Source organism: Arcicella sp. GW822-FHT02H01 (assembly GCF_058802005.1).
The window spans coordinates 482,441-501,474 of the sequence record NZ_JBXANT010000001.1; the positions used below are offsets into that span (position 1 = coordinate 482,441).

Annotated in this window: 18 protein-coding genes; 10 read left to right on the forward strand and 8 right to left on the reverse strand. The window is 33.7% G+C overall.

Going from position 1 to position 19,034, the window contains the following annotated elements; all coding sequences use genetic code 11:
* Positions 1–23 precede the first annotated feature (23 nt).
* Entirely contained in the window at positions 24–1,034 is a 1,011-nt protein-coding gene (gene gap / locus AC1RNE_RS02115; RefSeq protein ID WP_492799399.1) for a type I glyceraldehyde-3-phosphate dehydrogenase, read from the reverse strand.
* Positions 1,035–1,852: 818 nt separating this feature from the next.
* On the opposite strand from gap, the gene AC1RNE_RS02120 reads away from it, so the two are divergent.
* The 4 genes from AC1RNE_RS02120 (at position 1,853) to AC1RNE_RS02135 (ending at position 5,386) form a co-directional block, all read left to right on the forward strand.
* Complete coding sequence (locus tag AC1RNE_RS02120; protein ID WP_492799400.1) at positions 1,853–2,671, forward strand: 2,3,4,5-tetrahydropyridine-2,6-dicarboxylate N-succinyltransferase; 819 nt, start codon at positions 1,853–1,855, stop codon at positions 2,669–2,671.
* 160 nt (positions 2,672–2,831) lie between these two features.
* Positions 2,832–3,689: a CvfB family protein gene (locus AC1RNE_RS02125; protein WP_492799401.1), complete on the forward strand. Its 858-nt coding sequence runs from the start codon at positions 2,832–2,834 to the stop codon at positions 3,687–3,689.
* Positions 3,690–3,788: 99 nt separating this feature from the next.
* Positions 3,789–4,259 carry a helix-turn-helix domain-containing protein gene (locus AC1RNE_RS02130; protein WP_492799402.1) on the forward strand — a complete coding sequence of 157 codons (471 nt, stop codon included), beginning with the start codon at positions 3,789–3,791 and terminating at the stop codon, positions 4,257–4,259.
* Positions 4,260–4,915: 656 nt separating this feature from the next.
* Positions 4,916–5,386, forward strand: coding sequence for a pyrophosphohydrolase domain-containing protein (locus AC1RNE_RS02135; protein WP_492799403.1), 471 nt, complete (start codon positions 4,916–4,918; stop codon positions 5,384–5,386).
* 392 nt (positions 5,387–5,778) lie between these two features.
* Here AC1RNE_RS02135 and AC1RNE_RS02140 read toward each other — a convergent pair whose 3' ends face one another.
* Both AC1RNE_RS02140 and gyrA read right to left on the reverse strand, forming a co-directional pair.
* Positions 5,779–7,254: a tetratricopeptide repeat protein gene (locus tag AC1RNE_RS02140; protein ID WP_492799404.1), complete on the reverse strand. Its 1,476-nt coding sequence runs from the start codon at positions 7,252–7,254 to the stop codon at positions 5,779–5,781.
* A 93-nt stretch (positions 7,255–7,347) separates the two neighbouring features.
* Positions 7,348–9,888, reverse strand: a complete 2,541-nt coding sequence (gene gyrA, locus AC1RNE_RS02145; RefSeq protein WP_492799405.1) for a DNA gyrase subunit A — start codon at positions 9,886–9,888, stop codon at positions 7,348–7,350.
* 321 nt (positions 9,889–10,209) lie between these two features.
* Between gyrA and AC1RNE_RS02150 the strand changes: the two genes are divergently transcribed.
* Genes AC1RNE_RS02150 through AC1RNE_RS02160 form a run of 3 tightly spaced genes read left to right on the forward strand, consistent with a single transcriptional unit; the run spans position 10,210 to position 11,555 of the window.
* Positions 10,210–10,668: a guanyl-specific ribonuclease gene (locus AC1RNE_RS02150; protein ID WP_492799406.1), complete on the forward strand. Its 459-nt coding sequence runs from the start codon at positions 10,210–10,212 to the stop codon at positions 10,666–10,668.
* A gap of 4 nt (positions 10,669–10,672) precedes the next feature.
* On the forward strand, positions 10,673–11,083 hold the full coding sequence (locus tag AC1RNE_RS02155) for a barstar family protein (protein WP_492799407.1): 411 nt from the start codon (positions 10,673–10,675) through the stop codon (positions 11,081–11,083).
* Between the two features lie 55 nt (positions 11,084–11,138).
* Positions 11,139–11,555 carry an OsmC family protein gene (locus tag AC1RNE_RS02160; RefSeq protein ID WP_492799408.1) on the forward strand — a complete coding sequence of 139 codons (417 nt, stop codon included), beginning with the start codon at positions 11,139–11,141 and terminating at the stop codon, positions 11,553–11,555.
* 57 nt (positions 11,556–11,612) lie between these two features.
* Here the strand turns inward: AC1RNE_RS02160 and AC1RNE_RS02165 are convergent, their stop codons facing one another.
* From AC1RNE_RS02165 to AC1RNE_RS02180, 4 genes are all read right to left on the reverse strand, one after another.
* On the reverse strand, positions 11,613–12,641 hold the full coding sequence (locus AC1RNE_RS02165; RefSeq protein WP_492799409.1) for a LacI family DNA-binding transcriptional regulator: 1,029 nt from the start codon (positions 12,639–12,641) through the stop codon (positions 11,613–11,615).
* A gap of 8 nt (positions 12,642–12,649) precedes the next feature.
* Positions 12,650–13,000 (reverse strand): dihydroneopterin aldolase, encoded by a 351-nt coding sequence (gene folB, locus AC1RNE_RS02170; RefSeq protein ID WP_309916389.1) that lies wholly within the window; start codon positions 12,998–13,000, stop codon positions 12,650–12,652.
* 53 nt (positions 13,001–13,053) lie between these two features.
* Positions 13,054–13,974, reverse strand: coding sequence for a DivIVA domain-containing protein (locus AC1RNE_RS02175; RefSeq protein ID WP_492799410.1), 921 nt, complete (start codon positions 13,972–13,974; stop codon positions 13,054–13,056).
* Positions 13,975–14,045: 71 nt separating this feature from the next.
* Complete coding sequence (locus tag AC1RNE_RS02180; protein WP_492799411.1) at positions 14,046–14,948, reverse strand: WD40 repeat domain-containing protein; 903 nt, start codon at positions 14,946–14,948, stop codon at positions 14,046–14,048.
* 125 nt (positions 14,949–15,073) lie between these two features.
* On the opposite strand from AC1RNE_RS02180, the gene AC1RNE_RS02185 reads away from it, so the two are divergent.
* Positions 15,074–15,709 (forward strand): 4'-phosphopantetheinyl transferase family protein, encoded by a 636-nt coding sequence (locus AC1RNE_RS02185; RefSeq protein WP_492799412.1) that lies wholly within the window; start codon positions 15,074–15,076, stop codon positions 15,707–15,709.
* 49 nt (positions 15,710–15,758) lie between these two features.
* Here the strand turns inward: AC1RNE_RS02185 and AC1RNE_RS02190 are convergent, their stop codons facing one another.
* Positions 15,759–16,595, reverse strand: coding sequence for a transglutaminase-like domain-containing protein (locus tag AC1RNE_RS02190; RefSeq protein ID WP_492799413.1), 837 nt, complete (start codon positions 16,593–16,595; stop codon positions 15,759–15,761).
* A 242-nt stretch (positions 16,596–16,837) separates the two neighbouring features.
* Between AC1RNE_RS02190 and galE the strand changes: the two genes are divergently transcribed.
* Together galE and rfbB are read left to right on the forward strand one after the other, a co-directional pair.
* The gene (gene galE, locus AC1RNE_RS02195; RefSeq protein ID WP_492799414.1) at positions 16,838–17,854 is read left to right on the forward strand and encodes a UDP-glucose 4-epimerase GalE; all 1,017 of its coding nucleotides are present in this window, start codon (positions 16,838–16,840) and stop codon (positions 17,852–17,854) included.
* Between the two features lie 36 nt (positions 17,855–17,890).
* The gene (rfbB, locus tag AC1RNE_RS02200) at positions 17,891–18,946 is read left to right on the forward strand and encodes a dTDP-glucose 4,6-dehydratase (RefSeq protein WP_492799415.1); all 1,056 of its coding nucleotides are present in this window, start codon (positions 17,891–17,893) and stop codon (positions 18,944–18,946) included.
* The last annotated feature ends 88 nt before the right edge of the window (positions 18,947–19,034 follow it).

Consider the following 19,034-nt stretch of genomic DNA (forward strand, 5'->3'; position numbering starts at 1 on the left):
TTTTTTGCTTATTTGTCAGCTGATTATTTAATCAATTGAGCAAAATAATTTACTGTACGTACTAATTGAGAAACGTAAGACATTTCGTTATCGTACCAAGATACAGTTCTAACGATTTGATTATCACCTACAGTTTGTACTTTAGTTTGTGTTGCATCGAACAATGAACCAAATGAAGTACCAATGATATCGCTACTTACGATTTCGTCTTCAGTATAACCAAAGCTTTCGTTTGAAGCAGCTTTCATAGCTTCATTGATTTCACTAGCTGTCACTTTTTTAGCTAACACTACAGTAAGTTCAGTTAATGAACCAGTAATAGTTGGAACTCTTTGAGCAGAACCATCCAATTTACCTTTTAATGAAGGAAGTACTAAACCAATTGCTTTTGCAGCACCTGTAGAGTTTGGTACAATGTTTTCAGCAGCAGCTCTAGCTCTTCTTAAATCACCTTTAGCGTGTGGAGCATCCAAAGTATTTTGGTCATTTGTATAAGCATGAACAGTTGTCATTAAGCCGTTTACAATACCAAATTGTTCTTCTAATACTTTGGCCATTGGAGCTAAACAGTTAGTTGTACAAGATGCACCACTAATTACTGTCTCAGAACCATCTAAAATATCATGATTTACGTTAAATACAATTGTTTTAGCATCACCAGTAGCAGGAGCAGAGATTACTACTTTCTTAGCACCAGCAGTTATATGAGCAGAAGCTTTTTCTTTATCTGTAAAGAAGCCTGTACATTCTAATACAACATCAACTTCATGTTTTCCCCAAGGAATAAGAGCCGGATCTCTCTGAGCATAAATAGTTACTTCCTCGCCATTAACTGTAATAGTGCTGTCAGTAGAAGTAACTTCTGCATTAAAACGTCCTTGCGCTGAGTCATATTTTAATAAATGAGCCAACACTTTAGGGCTAGTTAAATCATTGATTGCTACAATATCAATGCCTTCCATGTTATAAATCTGACGATAGACTAAGCGTCCTATGCGTCCAAAACCGTTGATTGCAACTTTTACCTTTGCCATTTTTAAATAAGGGATAATTGATTAAATCTACAATACAAAAGTAGAGTTTTTAGGAGAATAATACAAGTAAAAACAATATATATAAGTAGCTATCTGAATTAGTAATTATTAGTAGTAAATTTAGTAAAAAGCTAATTATTTGGTTATAATTGCTAAAAATAATAGTTATTAAATCTTTATTTGCTAATTTAAATATTACACTTTTATACATCTAATAGCTCGTAATTCTAATGAAGAATCTGCATTTAAACTACTTAATATCTACATACTAGGGCATAATATAACCTCTACGTAAATAATATACAGCGCAATGTGACGACGTTAAGAAGATAATAGGGAAGGGGGTATTTGTTACCTTAAGCTCAATAAGAATTGTTTAAATAAAGATTTGTTGTTCTTCTCTTTAAGAATATGCTAAAACGATTCTCATACTAGCTTATATATTAAAAAGAGGCTGTTCAAATGAAGTCAATCTGAGAGAGAAATAAACTTAGGAAAATCCTGTATTCAATTATCTCTAGCTATAAACTGTCAAATTGACATACTATCATTAAAATAATCAACCAAACAATATTTTGTTTCACTAATATTTACATAAAAATACTATTTGCAATATACTTAAAATCAAGTATTTAAATCATTTAAAGTAAACTAATAGTTTTTAACGTAAAATAGGAGAGCGTTAGTGATGATAATGTCTAATAACTTAATGCTATAATATTCTCTCAGACGATTCTCTTAATATAATTTCATTAAGTATGTTCAAAACAGATTATCTTTGTAGATTAAATAAAAGCAACAATATCCAAAATATTTAAATGGAAAATTTAAAACAAATTATTGAAAACGCTTGGGAGAATCCAACTTTACGTTCATCCGATGAAACAAAAAAAGCTATTGAAGCAGTAGTTGAAAAAGTAGATAAGGGCGAGCTTAGAACGGCACATCCAAATGATGATGGCTCTTGGACGGTCAATGAATGGGTTAAAAAAGCAATCGTAATGTATTTTCCTATTCGCCAAATGGAAGTGCAAGAAGTAGGTATTTTTGAATTTCATGATAAAATGAAACTAAAGAATAATTATGCTAATTTGGGCGTACGCGTTGTGCCACCTGCGGTAGCAAGATATGGAGCTTATTTAGCAAAAGGTGTAATCATGATGCCATCATACGTAAACATTGGTGCTTATGTAGATTCGGGAACAATGGTTGATACTTGGGCTACAGTGGGTAGTTGTGCTCAAATCGGTAAAGATGTTCACTTGAGTGGTGGTGTTGGAATTGGCGGCGTTTTAGAGCCACCACAAGCTTCGCCAGTGATTATTGAAGATGGTGCTTTCATTGGCTCACGTTGTATTGTTGTTGAAGGAGCAAGAATTGGTAAACGTGCAGTATTAGGAGCAGGTGTTACTATCACTGGAAGTTCTAAAATAATAGATGTGACAGGTACTGAACCTGTAGAATACATAGGTTTCGTTCCTGAAAATAGTGTTGTTATTCCTGGAAGTTTAACCAAGAAATTTGCTGCGGGTGAATATAATGTTCCTTGTGCTTTAATCATTGGTAAGCGTAAGGAAAGTACAGACCTCAAAACCTCCTTAAATCAAGCGCTAAGAGAAAATAATGTAGTTGTTTAAGGGTTGTATCCATTCAAGAAAAAAAGTCGTGAAAATCACGACTTTTTTTCTTGCTATTAACTTAAAAATAAGGTCTATGTACTATTTGATTGATTTTCATCTTAAATTCGGCCAATACATATACATTTCAACTGAATGTTCATTCTAAATAATATATAAAATGATAAATGAGACACATCCTTTACAATTAGGTAAATACAATAGACTAGAAGTTATTAAGGAACTAGACTTTGGGTTGTATTTAGATGGCTTTGAAGGAGAAGAAATTTTGATTCCTAGAGTCTATGTTCCTGAAGGGACTCAAATAGGACAATTCTTAGATGTATTCATCTACAGAGATTCTGAAGATAGGCTTATTGCCACTACTTTGAAACCTTATGCTACAGTGGGGGAGTTTGCCTATTTAAAGGTGAAAGATGTGAGTAAATTAGGGGTCTTTTTAGACTGGGGATTGATGAAAGACTTACTGGTTCCTTTCGGTGAACAACAATCTAAAATGGCCGTAGGGAGGAGTTATTTAGTTTATATTTATGTAGACGAAGAAACACAAAGAATCGTGGCTTCTGCTAAGATCGATAAGTTTCTACCAAATGATGTAGAGGAGTTTGTTGAAAAACAACAGGTGGAATTGCTACCATACGAATACACAGATTTAGGCATAAAAGCATTGATTAACAAATGTAAAATAGGTATAATTTACAAAAACGAAGTATTCAAATCTGTGAATCTTGGAGAGTTTACAATTGGATACATTAAGAAAATAAGAGAGGACGGTAAAATCGATTTAACATTGGAAAGAATCGGATTTGAACGAATTGACAATACTAAACTCACTATATTATCTCTATTAAATAACAACAATGGATTCCTTCCATACAATGATAAGACAAGTGCAGAGGTCATTTACAGCAATTTACAAATGTCAAAGAAGGATTTTAAGAAAGCAATAGGAGGATTATATAAAGACATGCAAATTATCATCAAAGAAGATGGAATTTACATAAATAAACAAGAATAAGTTAACATTTATATTCAATTACATTTGTAATTTACACAATCAATTATCATATTTACATTATTAAATTAATATTGTAAATATGTATTAAACATTTGTAACATGGATTTAAACAAAAAAATAGAACAGATAATAGTAGATAAAGGGCTATCACCAAGTTATTTTGCTGATGCCATTGGTATACAGCGAAGTAGTATCTCACACATTTTATCTGGGAGAAATAAGCCTAGTTTAGACATTGTTCAAAGGATATTAAAGGTATTTCCTGATATAGATAGAGATTGGCTTCTTTTTGATAGCGATTCACTTAGTCAGAATATCCCTCAACCTCATAAACAAGTAATTAGTACTCAACCAATTAGGCCTACTCAGAATAGAGATATAAAGCCTCAAGAATCGGTTAAAAATAGTAGTCCTGAGCAATTATATGTACAATCGTCTGTAAATGCCTTACAGAGGCGTAAAACAGAGCGTCCGGAAGTGGTTGAAGCACCCGCTCCATCTGGTAAGCAGATAGAAAGGATTGTTATATTTTACACGGATGGTACCTTTATGGAAAGTAAACCTGTTTGATAAAACTTGTACTTTTTTAATATATCCCTTATGCAGTTATGGGTGGAGTAGGAGGAAACTTTCCCGAGAAAGGAAGAGGAATTGAATAGAAAAGGAGGTATATAATGCCTATTTAAAGGGCTCTTCTTATCAAAAAAAATGATTAAACAGGATGTTGTTTGAACGAAAAAGATATTGGCTCTTAAAATCAAAATTTGAGATTTTGATTTTAAGAGAGGGTAAAAGTGAGCGAAAAAATCTATTTCAAAAAAATTAAATTGATATTTTATATATATCTATATTTAATAATATTGAAATATTAAATACAACATCTAGTATTTTTTTGTTATCCATCCGACTCTATTAAGTATTGATAACTACCTATTTATGCTAGGTACTTCCTATTATATCATCGTATTTATCTCTTTAAATACCTACTTTTGGGGGTAGTATGTAATGTAACGTTTCACACAATCGAACAACTATCTGTCTGACTGTCAATTAGTTAACTAAAGTGTTCCACGTGAATATATAACTTACTGATAATTAGATACTTATAATTTGATTAGCAATAATAGCAATATTTTAAAAATCAAATCCATTTATTGATGTATAATCTTAGTGCTATTCTTACTAATTTTGATTAAATTTTTACTTAAAACATTATATACAAAACCATGCAAAGCATAGATTCTCTTAACCAAGTTGCTGAATTTCATCGCACATTCAAAGCACCAATTCTTGATACACCACAGATACCTTCATTAGAACGATGTAAATTAAGAGTAAGTCTTATTGCTGAAGAATTGAGAGAACTACAAGAAGCTATTGAAGCAAATGACCTTGTTGAAGTAGCAGATGCTTTGTGCGATATTCAATATGTTCTTTCTGGAGCTGTACTTGAATTTGGTCTTGGTGAAAAATTCGTTGACCTTTTTAATGAAGTACAAAGATCAAACATGTCTAAAGCTTGTAGTACTTATGAAGAGGCTGAAGATACTGTAAAATTCTATTTTCAAAAAGATGGTACAGTGGCCGAGATTTTAAAAGATGAAGATAAATTTTTAGTTTATAGAACTTCCGACAATAAAGTACTTAAATCTGTAAAATATTCACCTGCTGATTTAAAAAGTATTCTAACATTATAATTTTAATGATTCTGCCTTGAAAATCAATCGCCTCAGAATTAAATAATCAAGGCAGAATCATTGATAAAATATTTCATCGGATTCTCAGCCACTTCATTAAATTATTTTCACTTCAATCTTGTTTTATAATACATTATATATCAATCTATTACAGCAAACCACTCTCTTCTAAGTGGGGATATATAATCGGTATTAGCAGGTTCAAAAAAATAAATTTAATTGTTATATAATTTACATTATGTTAAATAAAACATTTAATAGCTAAACATTGTACCAGTTTGCTATTTCCTATCATATAAATCGCTTATTATTGAAAAACTTCTTGAATAGCCTAGTCATAAAAAAAGACCTCAATATTTGAGGTCTTTTTTTATGACTAGCATGAATATTAATTATTCACCTAATGCTTTCAATTTATCTTCCATTTTCAAGATTTGATATAAACTTCTCAAACTTGATTTCAAATCTTCTTCTTGTTTGATAGAATATGCTTTTTCAAAATATGGTAAAGCTTCTCTGAATTTCTTCTCAGCTAATTCTTCGATTTTCTTACCTTCTGTTTTGTAAGCAGCCATATCTAACAAATCAACTTTTTTCTTAATTTCAACAGCTTCGTTGAAGCTCATTACTCCTAAGTTAAAGTTAACATCATAATTGTTAGGATCTAACTCTAATGATTTCTTATAATAAGTCAATGCTAAATCTTTGGCTGCTTTTTGTTTTGCTTCTAATTCAGCTAGTTTCTTGCTAGTTTCTTCAACATTAACACCACTAGCTGCTTGTTTAGCTGCATCTTCGTTCAACTTAGTCAACTCAGCTTTTTGTTCATTTTGCATTTCTTTTACTTGAACAATTTGTTTTTTAGAAGCTGCTGCTGTCTTTGGGTCTTTCTTGATTTTATCAGTCAAACGCTTGATTTCTTCATCATAAGCCGCTACTTTATCTTTCTGAACTTGGATTTTCTTCTTTAAAGCATCTACGTTATTATCAGATAAAGTTTCTTTTAATGCACGAATTTCTGGAATAAACTCTGATGCTTTATTTTCATATAAAATACCCAAATTCAATACTTCCTGAGGGTTACTTGTACCTTTTGAAACTGATGTTTCAAGTTCTTTGATAGCTAAATCAATCTTTTTAAATGCTAATAATAAGTTGATTTTTTCAGCCTTTAAATCTTTATTGGTTGGATGAAGAGCAATTCCTTTTTCTAAGGTAGCAATCGCTTTGTCTTCATTTTTCTCATTTCTATAGATTTGAGCCAAAGCATAAATCATCGCTGGGTCCTTCCCTCCTAGGTCTAAAAACTTTTCAAATCCACCTTTAGCTGCTGTTTCGTCTTTAGCCATTTGACCAATTACACCTGTATACATCGCAGCTGTAGTATCTTTTGGACTAATTACAGAAGCCATTTGTAGGTCTTTTACAGCACCTGCAAAATCCTTACTTTGATATTTAGCAATCCCTCCGTTCATGAAGGCACTAAATGTTTTTTGTCCTTCAATTTCTGGTTTTCCCTCTTTATTGAGCGTTACTAAAAGGTATTTTTTAGCTGAAACAGCTACCGCTCCGTCTTTAGCATCTAATGCAATAGCTTTTTTGAAATACTCAACTGCTTTATAAGCTGCTAAAGGTTCTGCTTTTGTCAACACTGAGTCCTGAGAATTCGCAAGGTCTAAATAGGCTTCTCCACGAGTTAACCAAGTTTTAGCTTTTAAAGAGTCTTTTTTAGTAACCGCAGCATCAGCTTTTTTTACTGCCTCAGAAAAAGTTTTACGATTCGCCTCAATCATCATTTTGTCCATTTGAGCAGAGGCTGCTCCTGCTGTCATCAGTATTGCGAAAAGAGCAAGTGTGATTTTTTTCATTGTTCTGTTTGGAAATGGTTTCTATAATTGAATTATTGAAAAAGTAAAATCGCACTAAAATGCGATTTTACCAAGGATACTCTTATTAAATAGCTATTCTGGAGTTACTTCTCCTTCAGATTCAATTGTTGGTAAATCTACCTCTCCTTCTGGAGTGATATCTGCAATTACATCTTCAGGATCTTTCACAATTTTAGTTACCGACGAAATTTCGTCTGACTCATTCTTTAAACGAATAAGTTTAACGCCTTGTGTGTTACGACCCATTACACGTAAATCAGCCACAGCGATACGAATCAAAATACCAGATTTTGTAATAATCATTAAATCATTATTATCTGTTACTTCTTTGATAGCCACCAAGTTACCTGTTTTATCAGTTAAATTAAGTGCCTTCACTCCTTTTCCGCCACGGTTTGTCAAACGGTAATCTTCTACATCTGAACGTTTACCGAAACCTTTTTCAGAAACTACTAATAATTGCTGTGTTTCTGGGTCTTCGATACAAACCATTCCGATTGCTTTTTCGTCTTGTTTTTCTTCGTCAAGCCAAATACCTTTTACACCAGCAGCTGAACGACCCATCGGGCGAACACGAGATTCTTCAAAACGAACCGAGCGACCTGTATTAGTAGCGATGATGATATGATTATTTCCGTTGGTCAAAGATACATCTAACAACCTATCGTTTTCTCTGATAGTGATAGCGATGATACCATTTTGACGTGGACGAGAGTAAGCCTCTAAAGTAGTTTTCTTAATCGTACCATCTTCAGTACACATTACAATAAAGTTATTGTTAATGTAGTCTGGGTCAGTAAGTGATTTTACATTGATTACGGCTCTGATTGAATCACCGCTTTCAATGTTCATTAAGTTTTGAACTGGTCTTCCTTTGGCAGTTTTTTGTCCTTCTGGTACAGCATAAACCCTTAGCCAGAAACACTTACCACTTTCAGTAAAGAATAACAACCAGTTGTGCATCGTTGCAGTAAATAGATGTTCAGTATAATCGCTATCTTTGGTAGCTACCGCACGCGAACCTACTCCTCCCCTTCCTTGAGCTTTATACTCGCTGATTGGTGTACGTTTGATATAACCTTGATTAGAAACGGTAATCAACATTTCTTCATCAGCAATCATATCTTCGATAGAGAACTCATCGTCTGTCATATTGATTTGCGTACGACGCGCATCTCCATAACGTTCTTTGATTTCATGTAATTCATCTTTGATAATTTGTAGCTGACGCTCAGGTCTATCCAAAATATCTTGTAAATCTTCCATCAAACGCTTAATCTCTTCGTATTCAGCCAAAATCTTATCACGCTCCATACCTGTAAGGCGTTGAAGACGCATTTCAAGAATAGCTTTAGACTGAATCTCAGAAAGACTGAAGCTTTCCATCAAACCAACTTGAGCGGTATGTGGGTCACGAGATTCACGAATCAATTTGATAACAGCATCCAAATTATCAAGCGCAATAATGAAACCTTCTAAAATGTGCGCTCTTTTCTGTGCTTCACGTAAATCATATTGAGTACGACGAACAACTACTTCATTCCTATGCTCAACAAAATAATGAATTAAGTCTTTTAAAGTCAGCGTATAAGGACGACCTTTTACTAAACAAACATTATTAACAGAGAATGAAGATTGTAGGGCAGTTTGCTTATAAAGATTATTCAGAATTACATTAGGAACGGCATCACGTTTTAAATCAAAAACGATACGCATACCATCACGGTCAGACTCATCTCTGATTTCTGAAATACCTTCAATTTTTTTATCGTTTACTAAGTCAGCACATTGTTTAATCAATGATGCTTTGTTGACCATGTAAGGAATTTCAGAGATAATGATTTGCTCTTTACCTGTTTTACTCGTTTCAAAAGTAGCGTTTCCACGAACCACTATACGACCACGACCAGTAGCAAAGGCATTTTTGATGCCAGAAACACCATAAATTGTTCCGCCGGTAGGGAAATCTGGTGCCTTGATATATTGCATCAAGCCTTCAACGGTAATCTCACGATCATCAATATAGGCAATAATTCCTTCTACAACTTCTGTTAAATTGTGAGGTGCCATGTTGGTGGCCATCCCTACTGCAATACCAGAAGTACCATTTAATAAAAGGTTAGGAATTTTTGAAGGAAGAACGGTTGGTTCTTGTAAAGAGTCGTCAAAGTTATTTTGGAAATCGACTGTATCTTTGTTAAGGTCTCCTAAAAGTTCTTCAGCAATTCTCTTTAGTCGGGCTTCTGTATAACGCATCGCCGCTGGTGAATCGCCATCTACTGAACCAAAGTTACCTTGCCCATCTACTAATGGATATCTCAAAGACCATTCCTGAGCCATCCTAACCATGGTGTCGTATACAGAAGAGTCACCATGAGGGTGAAACTTACCCATTACTTCACCAACGATACGGGCTGATTTTTTATAAGCTTTGTTGTAATTCACACCTAATTCATCCATTCCAAAAAGTACTCGGCGGTGAACAGGTTTTAATCCATCCCGAACGTCGGGTAAGGCACGAGATACAATCACAGACATTGAATAGTCAATGTATGCTCCACGCATTTCGTCCTCAATGTTAATCGAAATAATATTACTATGTTGTTCTGACATATAAATAAGGTTTGGTTGAAGGGACTAAGCACCTTTTTTGATTTTTTGACTGATAAATCAAGAGAGATAATTTTAAGTACCCTTAAAATGCCATTTTATACAAATTTCGTGAAATTTTAATGGTTTTGCAAATTTGAGAGGAACGAGAATACAAGCTTTAATTAGAAGATTATCAAAATTTGATTTAATTATAATTTCCTATAAATTTATTTCCTAAAATTTACTTCTCAGGAGTATTTAGCATGATTTTTTTATTAAAAAATTTGTTGATAAACAAAATTCAAAACTTCTTTTGTAGTTTTACCCAAACTATTCTCAACTATGAAAAATATATTACACTGTATCCTAAAGTTAGTCTTTTTTTACTTCATTACTTGTTCTTCGACATTCGGCTTAACCTTTGAAAAAGCAAATTTTAATAATGTATTTACTACTTTTGAAACGAGTGAAAATAGTTATTATTATGAATTATCTATTCAAAATGCCCAGCTTCCCACGGCTAGTACTAAAGAAATCCCTCAGAATGCAATAAAAGTATTAAAGTCAATTCGTGAAAATGGTGAAACATTCGATGGATACGTTGGAGGCAGAAAATTTGGAAATTATGAAGGGCTATTACCTAAAAAAGATAAGAAGGGTCAGAAAATTGATTACAGAGAATGGGATATTTATCCAAAAATTCAAGGTAAAAACAGAGGGGCTGAAAGACTAGTAACTGGTTCAGATGGAAAAGCCTATTTTACCAAAAATCATTATCAATCATTTGTTGAAATTAAATAAGACAATGGCAAATTATTATATCCTAGGTGAAGATTCGACGCTAAAATCTCACGATAACATCTTGGTAGCCATCATTGATGGCGAAAAAGTAGAAACTGTTGAAGTTTTTTATCAAACGCTCGTAAAGGCTTTGCACTTCCCCGATTATTTTAATCATAATATGGATTCATTCGATGAGCTAATAAACGATTTAGATTGGTTAGACCAGAATGATATTCGCATTGTATTTAAAAATTATGACGATTTCTTATCGGAAGAAAACGAAGAAATACGAGAAATTATCCTCACTGTCTTGGATGATGCTGCTGAGGAATGGAAAAGAAACGATAATACTAAAGTATTAAATATTTATATTGAGCCATCTGAATTGGCAGAAGATGACTTAGAAACGCTTGGTATTAGTTATGAAAATTAATTTCGGAAAGAGTATTCAATAAATTTTGTCTCATAAACTTAAATAAAAAAAAGTCATGCAAATTAAAAGAAGTGCGACTGCCCAGTGGATTGGCGCAGGAAAAGATGGTAAAGGCTCATTAACAAGTCAAAGTGGTGTTTTGAGTAACACACAGTATTCTTTCAATACTCGTTTTGAAGATGGCATTGGCACAAACCCTGAAGAGTTAGTAGCGGCTGCTCATGCTGGATGTTTTTCAATGCAATTAGCTTTTAATTTACAAGGTGCTGGTTTTATTGCAGATAGTATTGATACTACATCGCAAGTGATTTTAGAAAATGGTGCTATTAATGAAATCAAATTAACAACTTCGGTGAAGGCTACTGATTTAACGCAGGAGAAATTTGAAGAATTAGTGAATCATGCTAAAGAAAATTGCCCAATATCTAAACTATTTAATGCAACAATTACTTTAGACGCAACATTGTTATAAAATATAAAGCCTGAAGTAAATGTTGATTTTACTTCAGGCTTTATATTTTGTTTAATTTTAGTCCCTTTTCAATCGCTGAGATGACTCTCTCACAACTAATTGAGTTTTCAGAATTTGAATATCTGGTTTGAAAGTTCCCAGCCTATCTTCTATTTGATCAATCAGTAATGCTGTGGCATTTTTACCGATATCCATTGTCGGCTGTGCAACACTTGACAATGTGGGAGTTATTATCGTACAAATTGGTTCATCATTAAAACTTACTACAGCTACTTCTTCAGGAATTTTTATATTCCTTGATTTCAAGGCAGAAATGGCTCCTACTGCTAGTCGGTCACTTACTACGATAAATCCGTCTGGTCTGTTTTCAAGATTCATTAGATGATGTGTCACTTCTACTGCTTTAGACAAAGCATATTCACCGTGTACTATTAAAGAAGTATCAATCTGAAACCCATGATCTTTTAAAGCATTCTCATATCCCTCAAGTCTCTGATTACTTACTGTAACACTCTGTGGGCCAGCCAAAAAGGCAATTCTTTCACAACCATTATCAATTAAATGTTTAGTGGCTTCATAAGCAGCACCAACATTATCTACCATTACTTTTGATACATCCAACTCTTGTGCATCTCTATCAAAAAATACTAAAGGAATGCCTTTTCTTTGAAGTCGCTTTAGATGATCTAAATCAACGGTTTCCTGAGAAAGCGAAATAATAAACCCCTCTACCTGTCCCCTTGATAAATTTTGAACGTTTATCAATTCTCGTTCATACAGCTCACTAGTCTGGGTAAGTAACAAACTATAACCACGGGCAATAGCCTCTGCTTCAATTCCTTTGATGACCGATGCAAAAAAATGATAGGCTAAATCTGGCACAATTACTCCAATGGTCTTTGTCCTACTTTTCACCAAACTGGTGGCTAGAATATTAGGCTGATAGTCCCATTCCTTCGCAAGTTGTAAAACAGCCTGTCGTGTTTCTGGTTTTATTTCAGGCATATCACGCAAAGCACGAGAAATTGTTGCCACAGAAACATTCAGATGGCGAGCTAAATCTTTAATCGTTACTTGATGTGCCATAATTTATTTTATCCTTTCAGAGTTACTTTTGCTCTTGTACAAACACCTCCAATAGGCGGATTAAACTTCGATACTGAAACTTCAATTAATTCTATAGTGGGATAACGATTACGAACACTTTTGATGATTAGTTGGGCTATATGCTCTAGTAATTTTGCTTTTATCTTCATTACACCTGAAATTATTTCATAAACATCTCCATAATTTACAGTGTCACTAAGTTTATCATTTTCTGCTGCTTCCGAAAAATCAGTTGTAATAGCAATATCTATTTGATAACGATTTCCAATTTTTTGTTCTTCTGCATAAAAACCATGATATGCAAAAAACTCTATGCCTTCAAGGGCAATTATTCCCATTGTGTTTTATATTTCTGAATATTAATGAAAGTATCCTTTAAAAATTTAATCACCTATAAATCATCAAAAAAGGAGCCTCCCCCATTTGAAATGCCACTTGCATTATCTTTACCGAATTCTTCCATTACTGACGATACTGTCGGCAGACCATCATCCTTACCAGGCTTTTTAGGTTTTACCTTTATCGTCTTCATTTCTTTAACCAGTTCATCAGCTTTAGCATTAAAAACAGTATTATCCTTTTTCTCTACTATTTTGCTTACTTCTGGCAATTCTTCGTTTTCATCATCAAAATCATTGGCAGGTTCAAAATCAATTCTTGTGTCATTTTCTGGCGTTTCCTCCTTTGGAAACAAAGGCGTTTCTTTGACAGGAATCGCTACTTCTGCCTTTGCAACAGGTTCTGGGAAAATTGCCTCTGTTACATTCTCTATTTTTTGAACATTAGTCCTAGAACTTAGGTTATCTTCAAATTTCGCTACTTTCTCTAAAGTATCATTAGCAAACTGTTTCAGTTCTTCCACTAACGATTCTTTATATTTTTCCATTGTCTTGAAGTCGCGCTCATAATTCTTCAAATCATTTACAGCTTCTTCAACCAAAAACTTTGCTTTATTTTCAGCATCTGAAATAATCATTTTAGCACTCTTACGCGCTTCATTTAAAATTTCATCTACCTCAATCTTAGCATTTTCTTTTAATTGATCTATTTCCGTTTGAGCTTTCAAACTTATTTGGTCTTGAGCTTCTTCGGCAGCTTTTAATGTTTTGAAGAGACTACTTTCAATCTCTTGCATTCGGATGATTTCGCGCTCAGCTACTTCAAGTTTTTGTTTTGTTTGGCGCATATCTTCACCTACACGTTCCCATTCTTGGGAAAGTGAAAGTAAAAAAGCTTCTACAGATTCAGTATCAAAACCTCTAAAGCTTCTATCAAAAGTATGTTTTCTTATTTCAAGGGGAGTAATTCTCATTTTTTTGGATTGTTTAAGTAGGTTAAAACAAGGTAACCTCTAAATAAAAGTTTTAACACAAAATTTCTGTCTTAGTTTGTCAGGCTCCAAACAGATATTTTTTTATCATCGGAGGCTGAAACTAATTGGTGCTCGTAGGTACTCCAAAAAAGTTTATTGACCGATGTCCCATGCCCTGCGTGTCTGGCTTTATCAATTACTTTCAACAACTTAAATGTTTTAGCATCCCAAATTTTAATAGATTTATCCATGCTACACGTTGCAAACAAATCTCTGCTAGGATGATAAGTAATATGGTTTATTGCAAAAAGATGAGCCACTATACTTTGTTTCAATTGATATTTTTGGGTTACATCCCAGACTTTCAAATGTGCGTCTCTTCCTGTTGTAAGCAAATACTTTTTGTCTGGTGAATAACAAACGGAAAATATTGAATTTGTATGTTCACCAATCACTAATTTCAATGAAAAATCCTGCAAATCAAAGATTTTTACAGAAAAATCACTGTATCCTACAGCAAATTCTTTTGTTAATTCATTAATTGCAATGCTCCGCACGCTTTTATCTGATGCTTTTAAATGTCTTTTTACACTAAAAGTTTCAACATCCATGACAACAATAATTCCATCAGAAAGCCCTATTAAAGCGATATTTTCATGAATTTTAATGTCAAAGATAGACGCAGACGTAATTTTCAAAGATTTAATTTCTTGTTTCAACACAACATCTATTAAATGAATTCCATCAAAGTTTTGCCCCACCCATAGCTGATTCCTTTGCTTATCTAAGCAAATAGCATAAACAGAAGCAGGTACTTGGGCTATTAGCTCTCCTAAGTCTGGGGTTTTTAAATTCCATTTAACAACAAGCCCATCTCCACCAGCAGAAAAAAACTGAGAAGAATCTTTACTACCTTCAAGCGCATAAACACAGTCACGATGACCAGAAAATGTATCTATTTTATCAACTTGCATAAGTAGGGATTAAAATTTTAAATCTTTATTTAAGCAAAAATAGTTTATTTTGTGTCTAATGACAACAATCAAAGATGGATAGAGGCTATTTAGGCTTGTATTGCTTTGAATTACAGGATAGTTAAATGGCAATAATTTTTTGTAAAGAAATTTCTGAAAAAAGTATTTTGACTCTTTGGAAAATTGAGGAGTCGCCTTCTTTTTATTTAGAGTACTTAGAAATAAAAGAAAATGATTTAATTGATATCTCTGATGTAACCCATCCTGCTAAACAATTAGAATGGCTTGCTAGTAGAACCTGTGCGAAACATACTTTGTCTTTGTTCGGAATTACGTATGAAGGCATCGCTAAGGACTCATACAAAAACCCTTATTTGATTAATAATCATGCTGCATACATTTCATTATCACATACAAATGAGTATGCCGCTGTAATCATCAGTTTGGATGAAGAAGTTGGTATCGACATTGAAAAAGTATCTGATAAATTAAGTAGAGTTTCGCATAAATTCCTTCGAGCATCCGAACTTAATCATGCTGGCGAAGATTTGCTAAAACTTTGTATTTATTGGTGTGCTAAGGAAAGTTTGTATAAATGGTATGGCAAAAAAAACCTGTCGCTTAAAGATAATATTTATATTGAACCCTTTGAAGATAAGCCTAGCAAATTGACAGGTGAAATATTTATTGAAGGAAAACTAAAAACAGAACATGAACTTTTAGTGATTTATTTTGATGATTATGTCCTGACAGTAACTTAAATAAAGTTGTTCCCCACAATTTTATGGTTGTGGGGAATAACCTACTTCTTTATTTCATCATTTCTTTAAGTGCTTTTTCTATTTCTTGTACTTTGTCATCATCCCCTACTTTCTCAAAAGCTAATGTTAAGTTTCTTAATACTCTTCTGATAATGTCTAGGTTGCTACAGGGTTGATAAAAAATATCATTAGAAGCTATGTTTAGCTGAGAGATATAATTATCGATATCTACTTTACTAAACACCAAACCTCTGTTGAATACATTAATATAAAACTGCATTTGTTCTGACTTATAAGTAAGTATAAACAAATTAGGAAGATTTACTCCCCAAATAGGCAATTTCAATTTTCGTGCTACCAATAGATAAATAACACACAACGAAATAGGATTGCCCTTTTTATTTTCCATCACCACATTCAGCATGGAGTTCGAAGCTGAATGAAAATGTTTGGTATTGGCTCCAAATTTCATCTTTCCAAAAATCACAGAGTTTAACGTTTTGATTTGGTCCATCGGGTGCATATTATCCCTGAACTCCATCCAAACCTCATAATATATTTGCTCTAATTCTTGCTGAAGCTTTTCGATGGATAGTTCAGGATATTGATAAGTAGCAATAGCCCACATTCCTTCTAGCAAATCTTCAGCCCCGTTTTCCTTCCAAGTAACCAACCTTGAAAAAAAGGCTTCATACTGTAAATCATGAATAAGGTCTTCTATTTTTTTCTGTGTTAATGGGCTCAAAGAAGATTCTTCCCAACGATCTTCCAAAAATGGAATTACGGTACCTCCTAATGACCTAATCTTATTTTCTACAAGGTTCAACACCTCGCTATCATCGTCTTCTAATAAGGATACTAAAGCCTTAATTTCTGATTGCTTCATATTGTCACGTTTAAATCACCTAAAAATAACATTTCTTATTCAAAAGTACAAATTTGATTATAAGGTTCTTTTTTCTTGCTAATTCTTATTGAAAAAGCAATTATATATTTTTTGTTTTAGTAAGGGTTTATGCTAAATTTGTTTTTTTACAACCTCATAATTATTATTCATCATTGCTCAATATTTAAGCAGGATAATAATAATTTGACTTAACTCTTCCTTTTTCTGGATTCGCTTAAAATATGAAAATTTTAGTAACAGGTGGCGCAGGCTTTATCGGGTCTCACACAGTCGTTGAACTCCACAACGCAGGTTTTGAAACAGTATTAGTTGACAACTTTTCTAATTCTGAAAAAGAAGCTATCACAGGGATAGAAACAATTATTGGCAAATCTGTTACTTTTTATGAAGGTGATATTGGTCAAGCTGCTACTTGGGATAAGTTATTTTCTGAACAAAAAATTGATGGAATTATTCACTTTGCCGCTTTTAAAGCTGTTGGCGAATCTGTAGCAAAACCACTGAAATATTATAGCAATAACATTTCAGCTACGGTGTTGATGCTTCAGAAAATGGAAGAATATGGCGTTAATAACCTAGTATTTTCGTCTTCTTGTACGGTTTATGGTCAGCCAGATACTTTACCAGTAACTGAAAGTTCGGCTGTTCAACCTGCGGCTTCTCCTTATGGAAATACCAAACAAGTGTGCGAAGAAATCATTCGTGATACCGTAAATAGCTCAGCAGGCTTTCATGCTATTTCATTAAGATATTTCAATCCTATTGGTGCGCATGATTCGGTACTTATTGGAGAATTACCATTAGGCGTACCAGCTAACCTTGTTCCATTTTTAACACAAAGTGTGGCAGGCTTAAGAGGTGCCTTAGCTGTTTTTGGTGATGACTATCCTACTGCTGATGGAACGGCTGTGCGTGATTATATTCACGTAGTTGACCTTGCCAAAGCTCACGTATCAGCCTTAAATCTTTTATTGAAACAACCTGACGGACAATATTACGATTTCTTTAACATCGGTACTGGAACGGGTAGCTCTGTGTTAGATGTAATTAATGCCTTCGAAGCAGCTACTGGTTTAAAGGTAGATTATAGTATCAAACCTAGACGCGAAGGAGATGTTGTAGCTGTGTATGCAGATTGTACAAAATCTAATGAAATATTGGGTTGGAAAACTGAAAAAACATTAACTGATGCTTTAGGCGATGCTTGGAATTGGCAGAAAAAGTTAATTGAAAAATAACAGTAAATCAACGACTACCAACGAAAATATTTGTTTATGAAAAAAACGCTTTTAATAACAGGTGGGGCAGGGTTTATTGGTTCTCATGTGGTTCGGTTATTTGTTAATAACTATGCTGATTATACCATTGTCAACCTTGACAAATTGACTTATGCTGGCAACCTTGAGAATTTGAAAGATATAGAAGACAAACCTAATTATATCTTTGAAAAAGGAGACATTGTTGATGCAGACTTTATCAATCAACTCTTTGACAAATATCAATTTGATGGAGTGATTCACTTAGCGGCAGAATCACATGTGGATAGGTCTATTGCAGAACCAATGGCTTTTGTAATGACCAATGTAGTGGGTACTTGCAACTTATTGAATGCTGCTAAAAACGCTTGGAAAGCAACTGGATACGAAGGAAAACGTTTTTATCATGTTTCTACCGATGAAGTGTATGGAGAATTACATAATCCAGAAGACTTCTTTACAGAAACCACTCCTTATGACCCACGTTCACCTTATTCAGCTTCAAAGGCTTCTTCTGACCACTTTGTAAGAGCTTATGGTAATACCTATAAATTACCAGTAGTCATCACCAATTGCTCTAACAACTATGGACCAAACCATTTTCCTGAGAAACTATTACCCCTCATGATTCACAACATCTTGAACAATAAACCATTGCCAGTTTATGGTAAAGGTGAGAATGTAAGAGACTGGTTGTTTGTGGTGGATCATGCAAGAGCTATCGATACTGTTTTCCATAATGGAGTACTAGGTGAAACCTATAATATTGGAGGTTTTAACGAATGGAAGAATATCGACATCGTAAAGTTGGTTTGTAAAACCATGGATAGCAAACTAGGCAGACCAGAAGGTACTTCAGAAAAACTAATTACTTATGTAACCGACCGTGCAGGTCATGATTTAAGATATGCCATCGATGCTACCAAAATCATGAAAGAACTGGGTTGGGAACCCTCTTTACAATTTGAAGAAGGACTTGATAAAACCGTAACATGGTTCTTGGATAACCAAGAATGGCTTGATAATGTTACCTCGGGGAATTATCAAGAATATTATAAAAAAATGTACTCTTAAATTGCTTTAAGCAATAGGCTATAAGCAATAAGTATTTTATGATGATACCATTGCCTGTAGCCTATCGCCTACAGCCTAAAGCTATAAG

Excerpts from the sequence above, each read along its gene's own strand:
- AC1RNE_RS02125 (WP_492799401.1), top strand. The coding sequence starts at position 2,832 with ATGATAAATGAGACACATCCTTTACAATTAGGTAAATACAATAGACTA.
- AC1RNE_RS02140 (WP_492799404.1), bottom strand. The coding sequence starts at position 7,254 with ATGAAAAAAATCACACTTGCTCTTTTCGCAATACTGATGACAGCAGGA.
- AC1RNE_RS02155 (WP_492799407.1), top strand. The coding sequence starts at position 10,673 with ATGGCAAATTATTATATCCTAGGTGAAGATTCGACGCTAAAATCTCAC.
- AC1RNE_RS02185 (WP_492799412.1), top strand. The coding sequence starts at position 15,074 with ATGGCAATAATTTTTTGTAAAGAAATTTCTGAAAAAAGTATTTTGACT.
- gyrA (WP_492799405.1), bottom strand. The coding sequence starts at position 9,888 with ATGTCAGAACAACATAGTAATATTATTTCGATTAACATTGAGGACGAA.
- folB (WP_309916389.1), bottom strand. The coding sequence starts at position 13,000 with ATGGGAATAATTGCCCTTGAAGGCATAGAGTTTTTTGCATATCATGGT.
- AC1RNE_RS02165 (WP_492799409.1), bottom strand. The coding sequence starts at position 12,641 with ATGGCACATCAAGTAACGATTAAAGATTTAGCTCGCCATCTGAATGTT.
- AC1RNE_RS02135 (WP_492799403.1), top strand. The coding sequence starts at position 4,916 with ATGCAAAGCATAGATTCTCTTAACCAAGTTGCTGAATTTCATCGCACA.
- AC1RNE_RS02150 (WP_492799406.1), top strand. The coding sequence starts at position 10,210 with ATGAAAAATATATTACACTGTATCCTAAAGTTAGTCTTTTTTTACTTC.
- gap (WP_492799399.1), bottom strand. The coding sequence starts at position 1,034 with ATGGCAAAGGTAAAAGTTGCAATCAACGGTTTTGGACGCATAGGACGC.
- AC1RNE_RS02160 (WP_492799408.1), top strand. The coding sequence starts at position 11,139 with ATGCAAATTAAAAGAAGTGCGACTGCCCAGTGGATTGGCGCAGGAAAA.
- AC1RNE_RS02175 (WP_492799410.1), bottom strand. The coding sequence starts at position 13,974 with ATGAGAATTACTCCCCTTGAAATAAGAAAACATACTTTTGATAGAAGC.
- galE (WP_492799414.1), top strand. The coding sequence starts at position 16,838 with ATGAAAATTTTAGTAACAGGTGGCGCAGGCTTTATCGGGTCTCACACA.
- AC1RNE_RS02130 (WP_492799402.1), top strand. The coding sequence starts at position 3,789 with ATGGATTTAAACAAAAAAATAGAACAGATAATAGTAGATAAAGGGCTA.
- AC1RNE_RS02190 (WP_492799413.1), bottom strand. The coding sequence starts at position 16,595 with ATGAAGCAATCAGAAATTAAGGCTTTAGTATCCTTATTAGAAGACGAT.
- AC1RNE_RS02180 (WP_492799411.1), bottom strand. The coding sequence starts at position 14,948 with ATGCAAGTTGATAAAATAGATACATTTTCTGGTCATCGTGACTGTGTT.
- AC1RNE_RS02120 (WP_492799400.1), top strand. The coding sequence starts at position 1,853 with ATGGAAAATTTAAAACAAATTATTGAAAACGCTTGGGAGAATCCAACT.
- rfbB (WP_492799415.1), top strand. The coding sequence starts at position 17,891 with ATGAAAAAAACGCTTTTAATAACAGGTGGGGCAGGGTTTATTGGTTCT.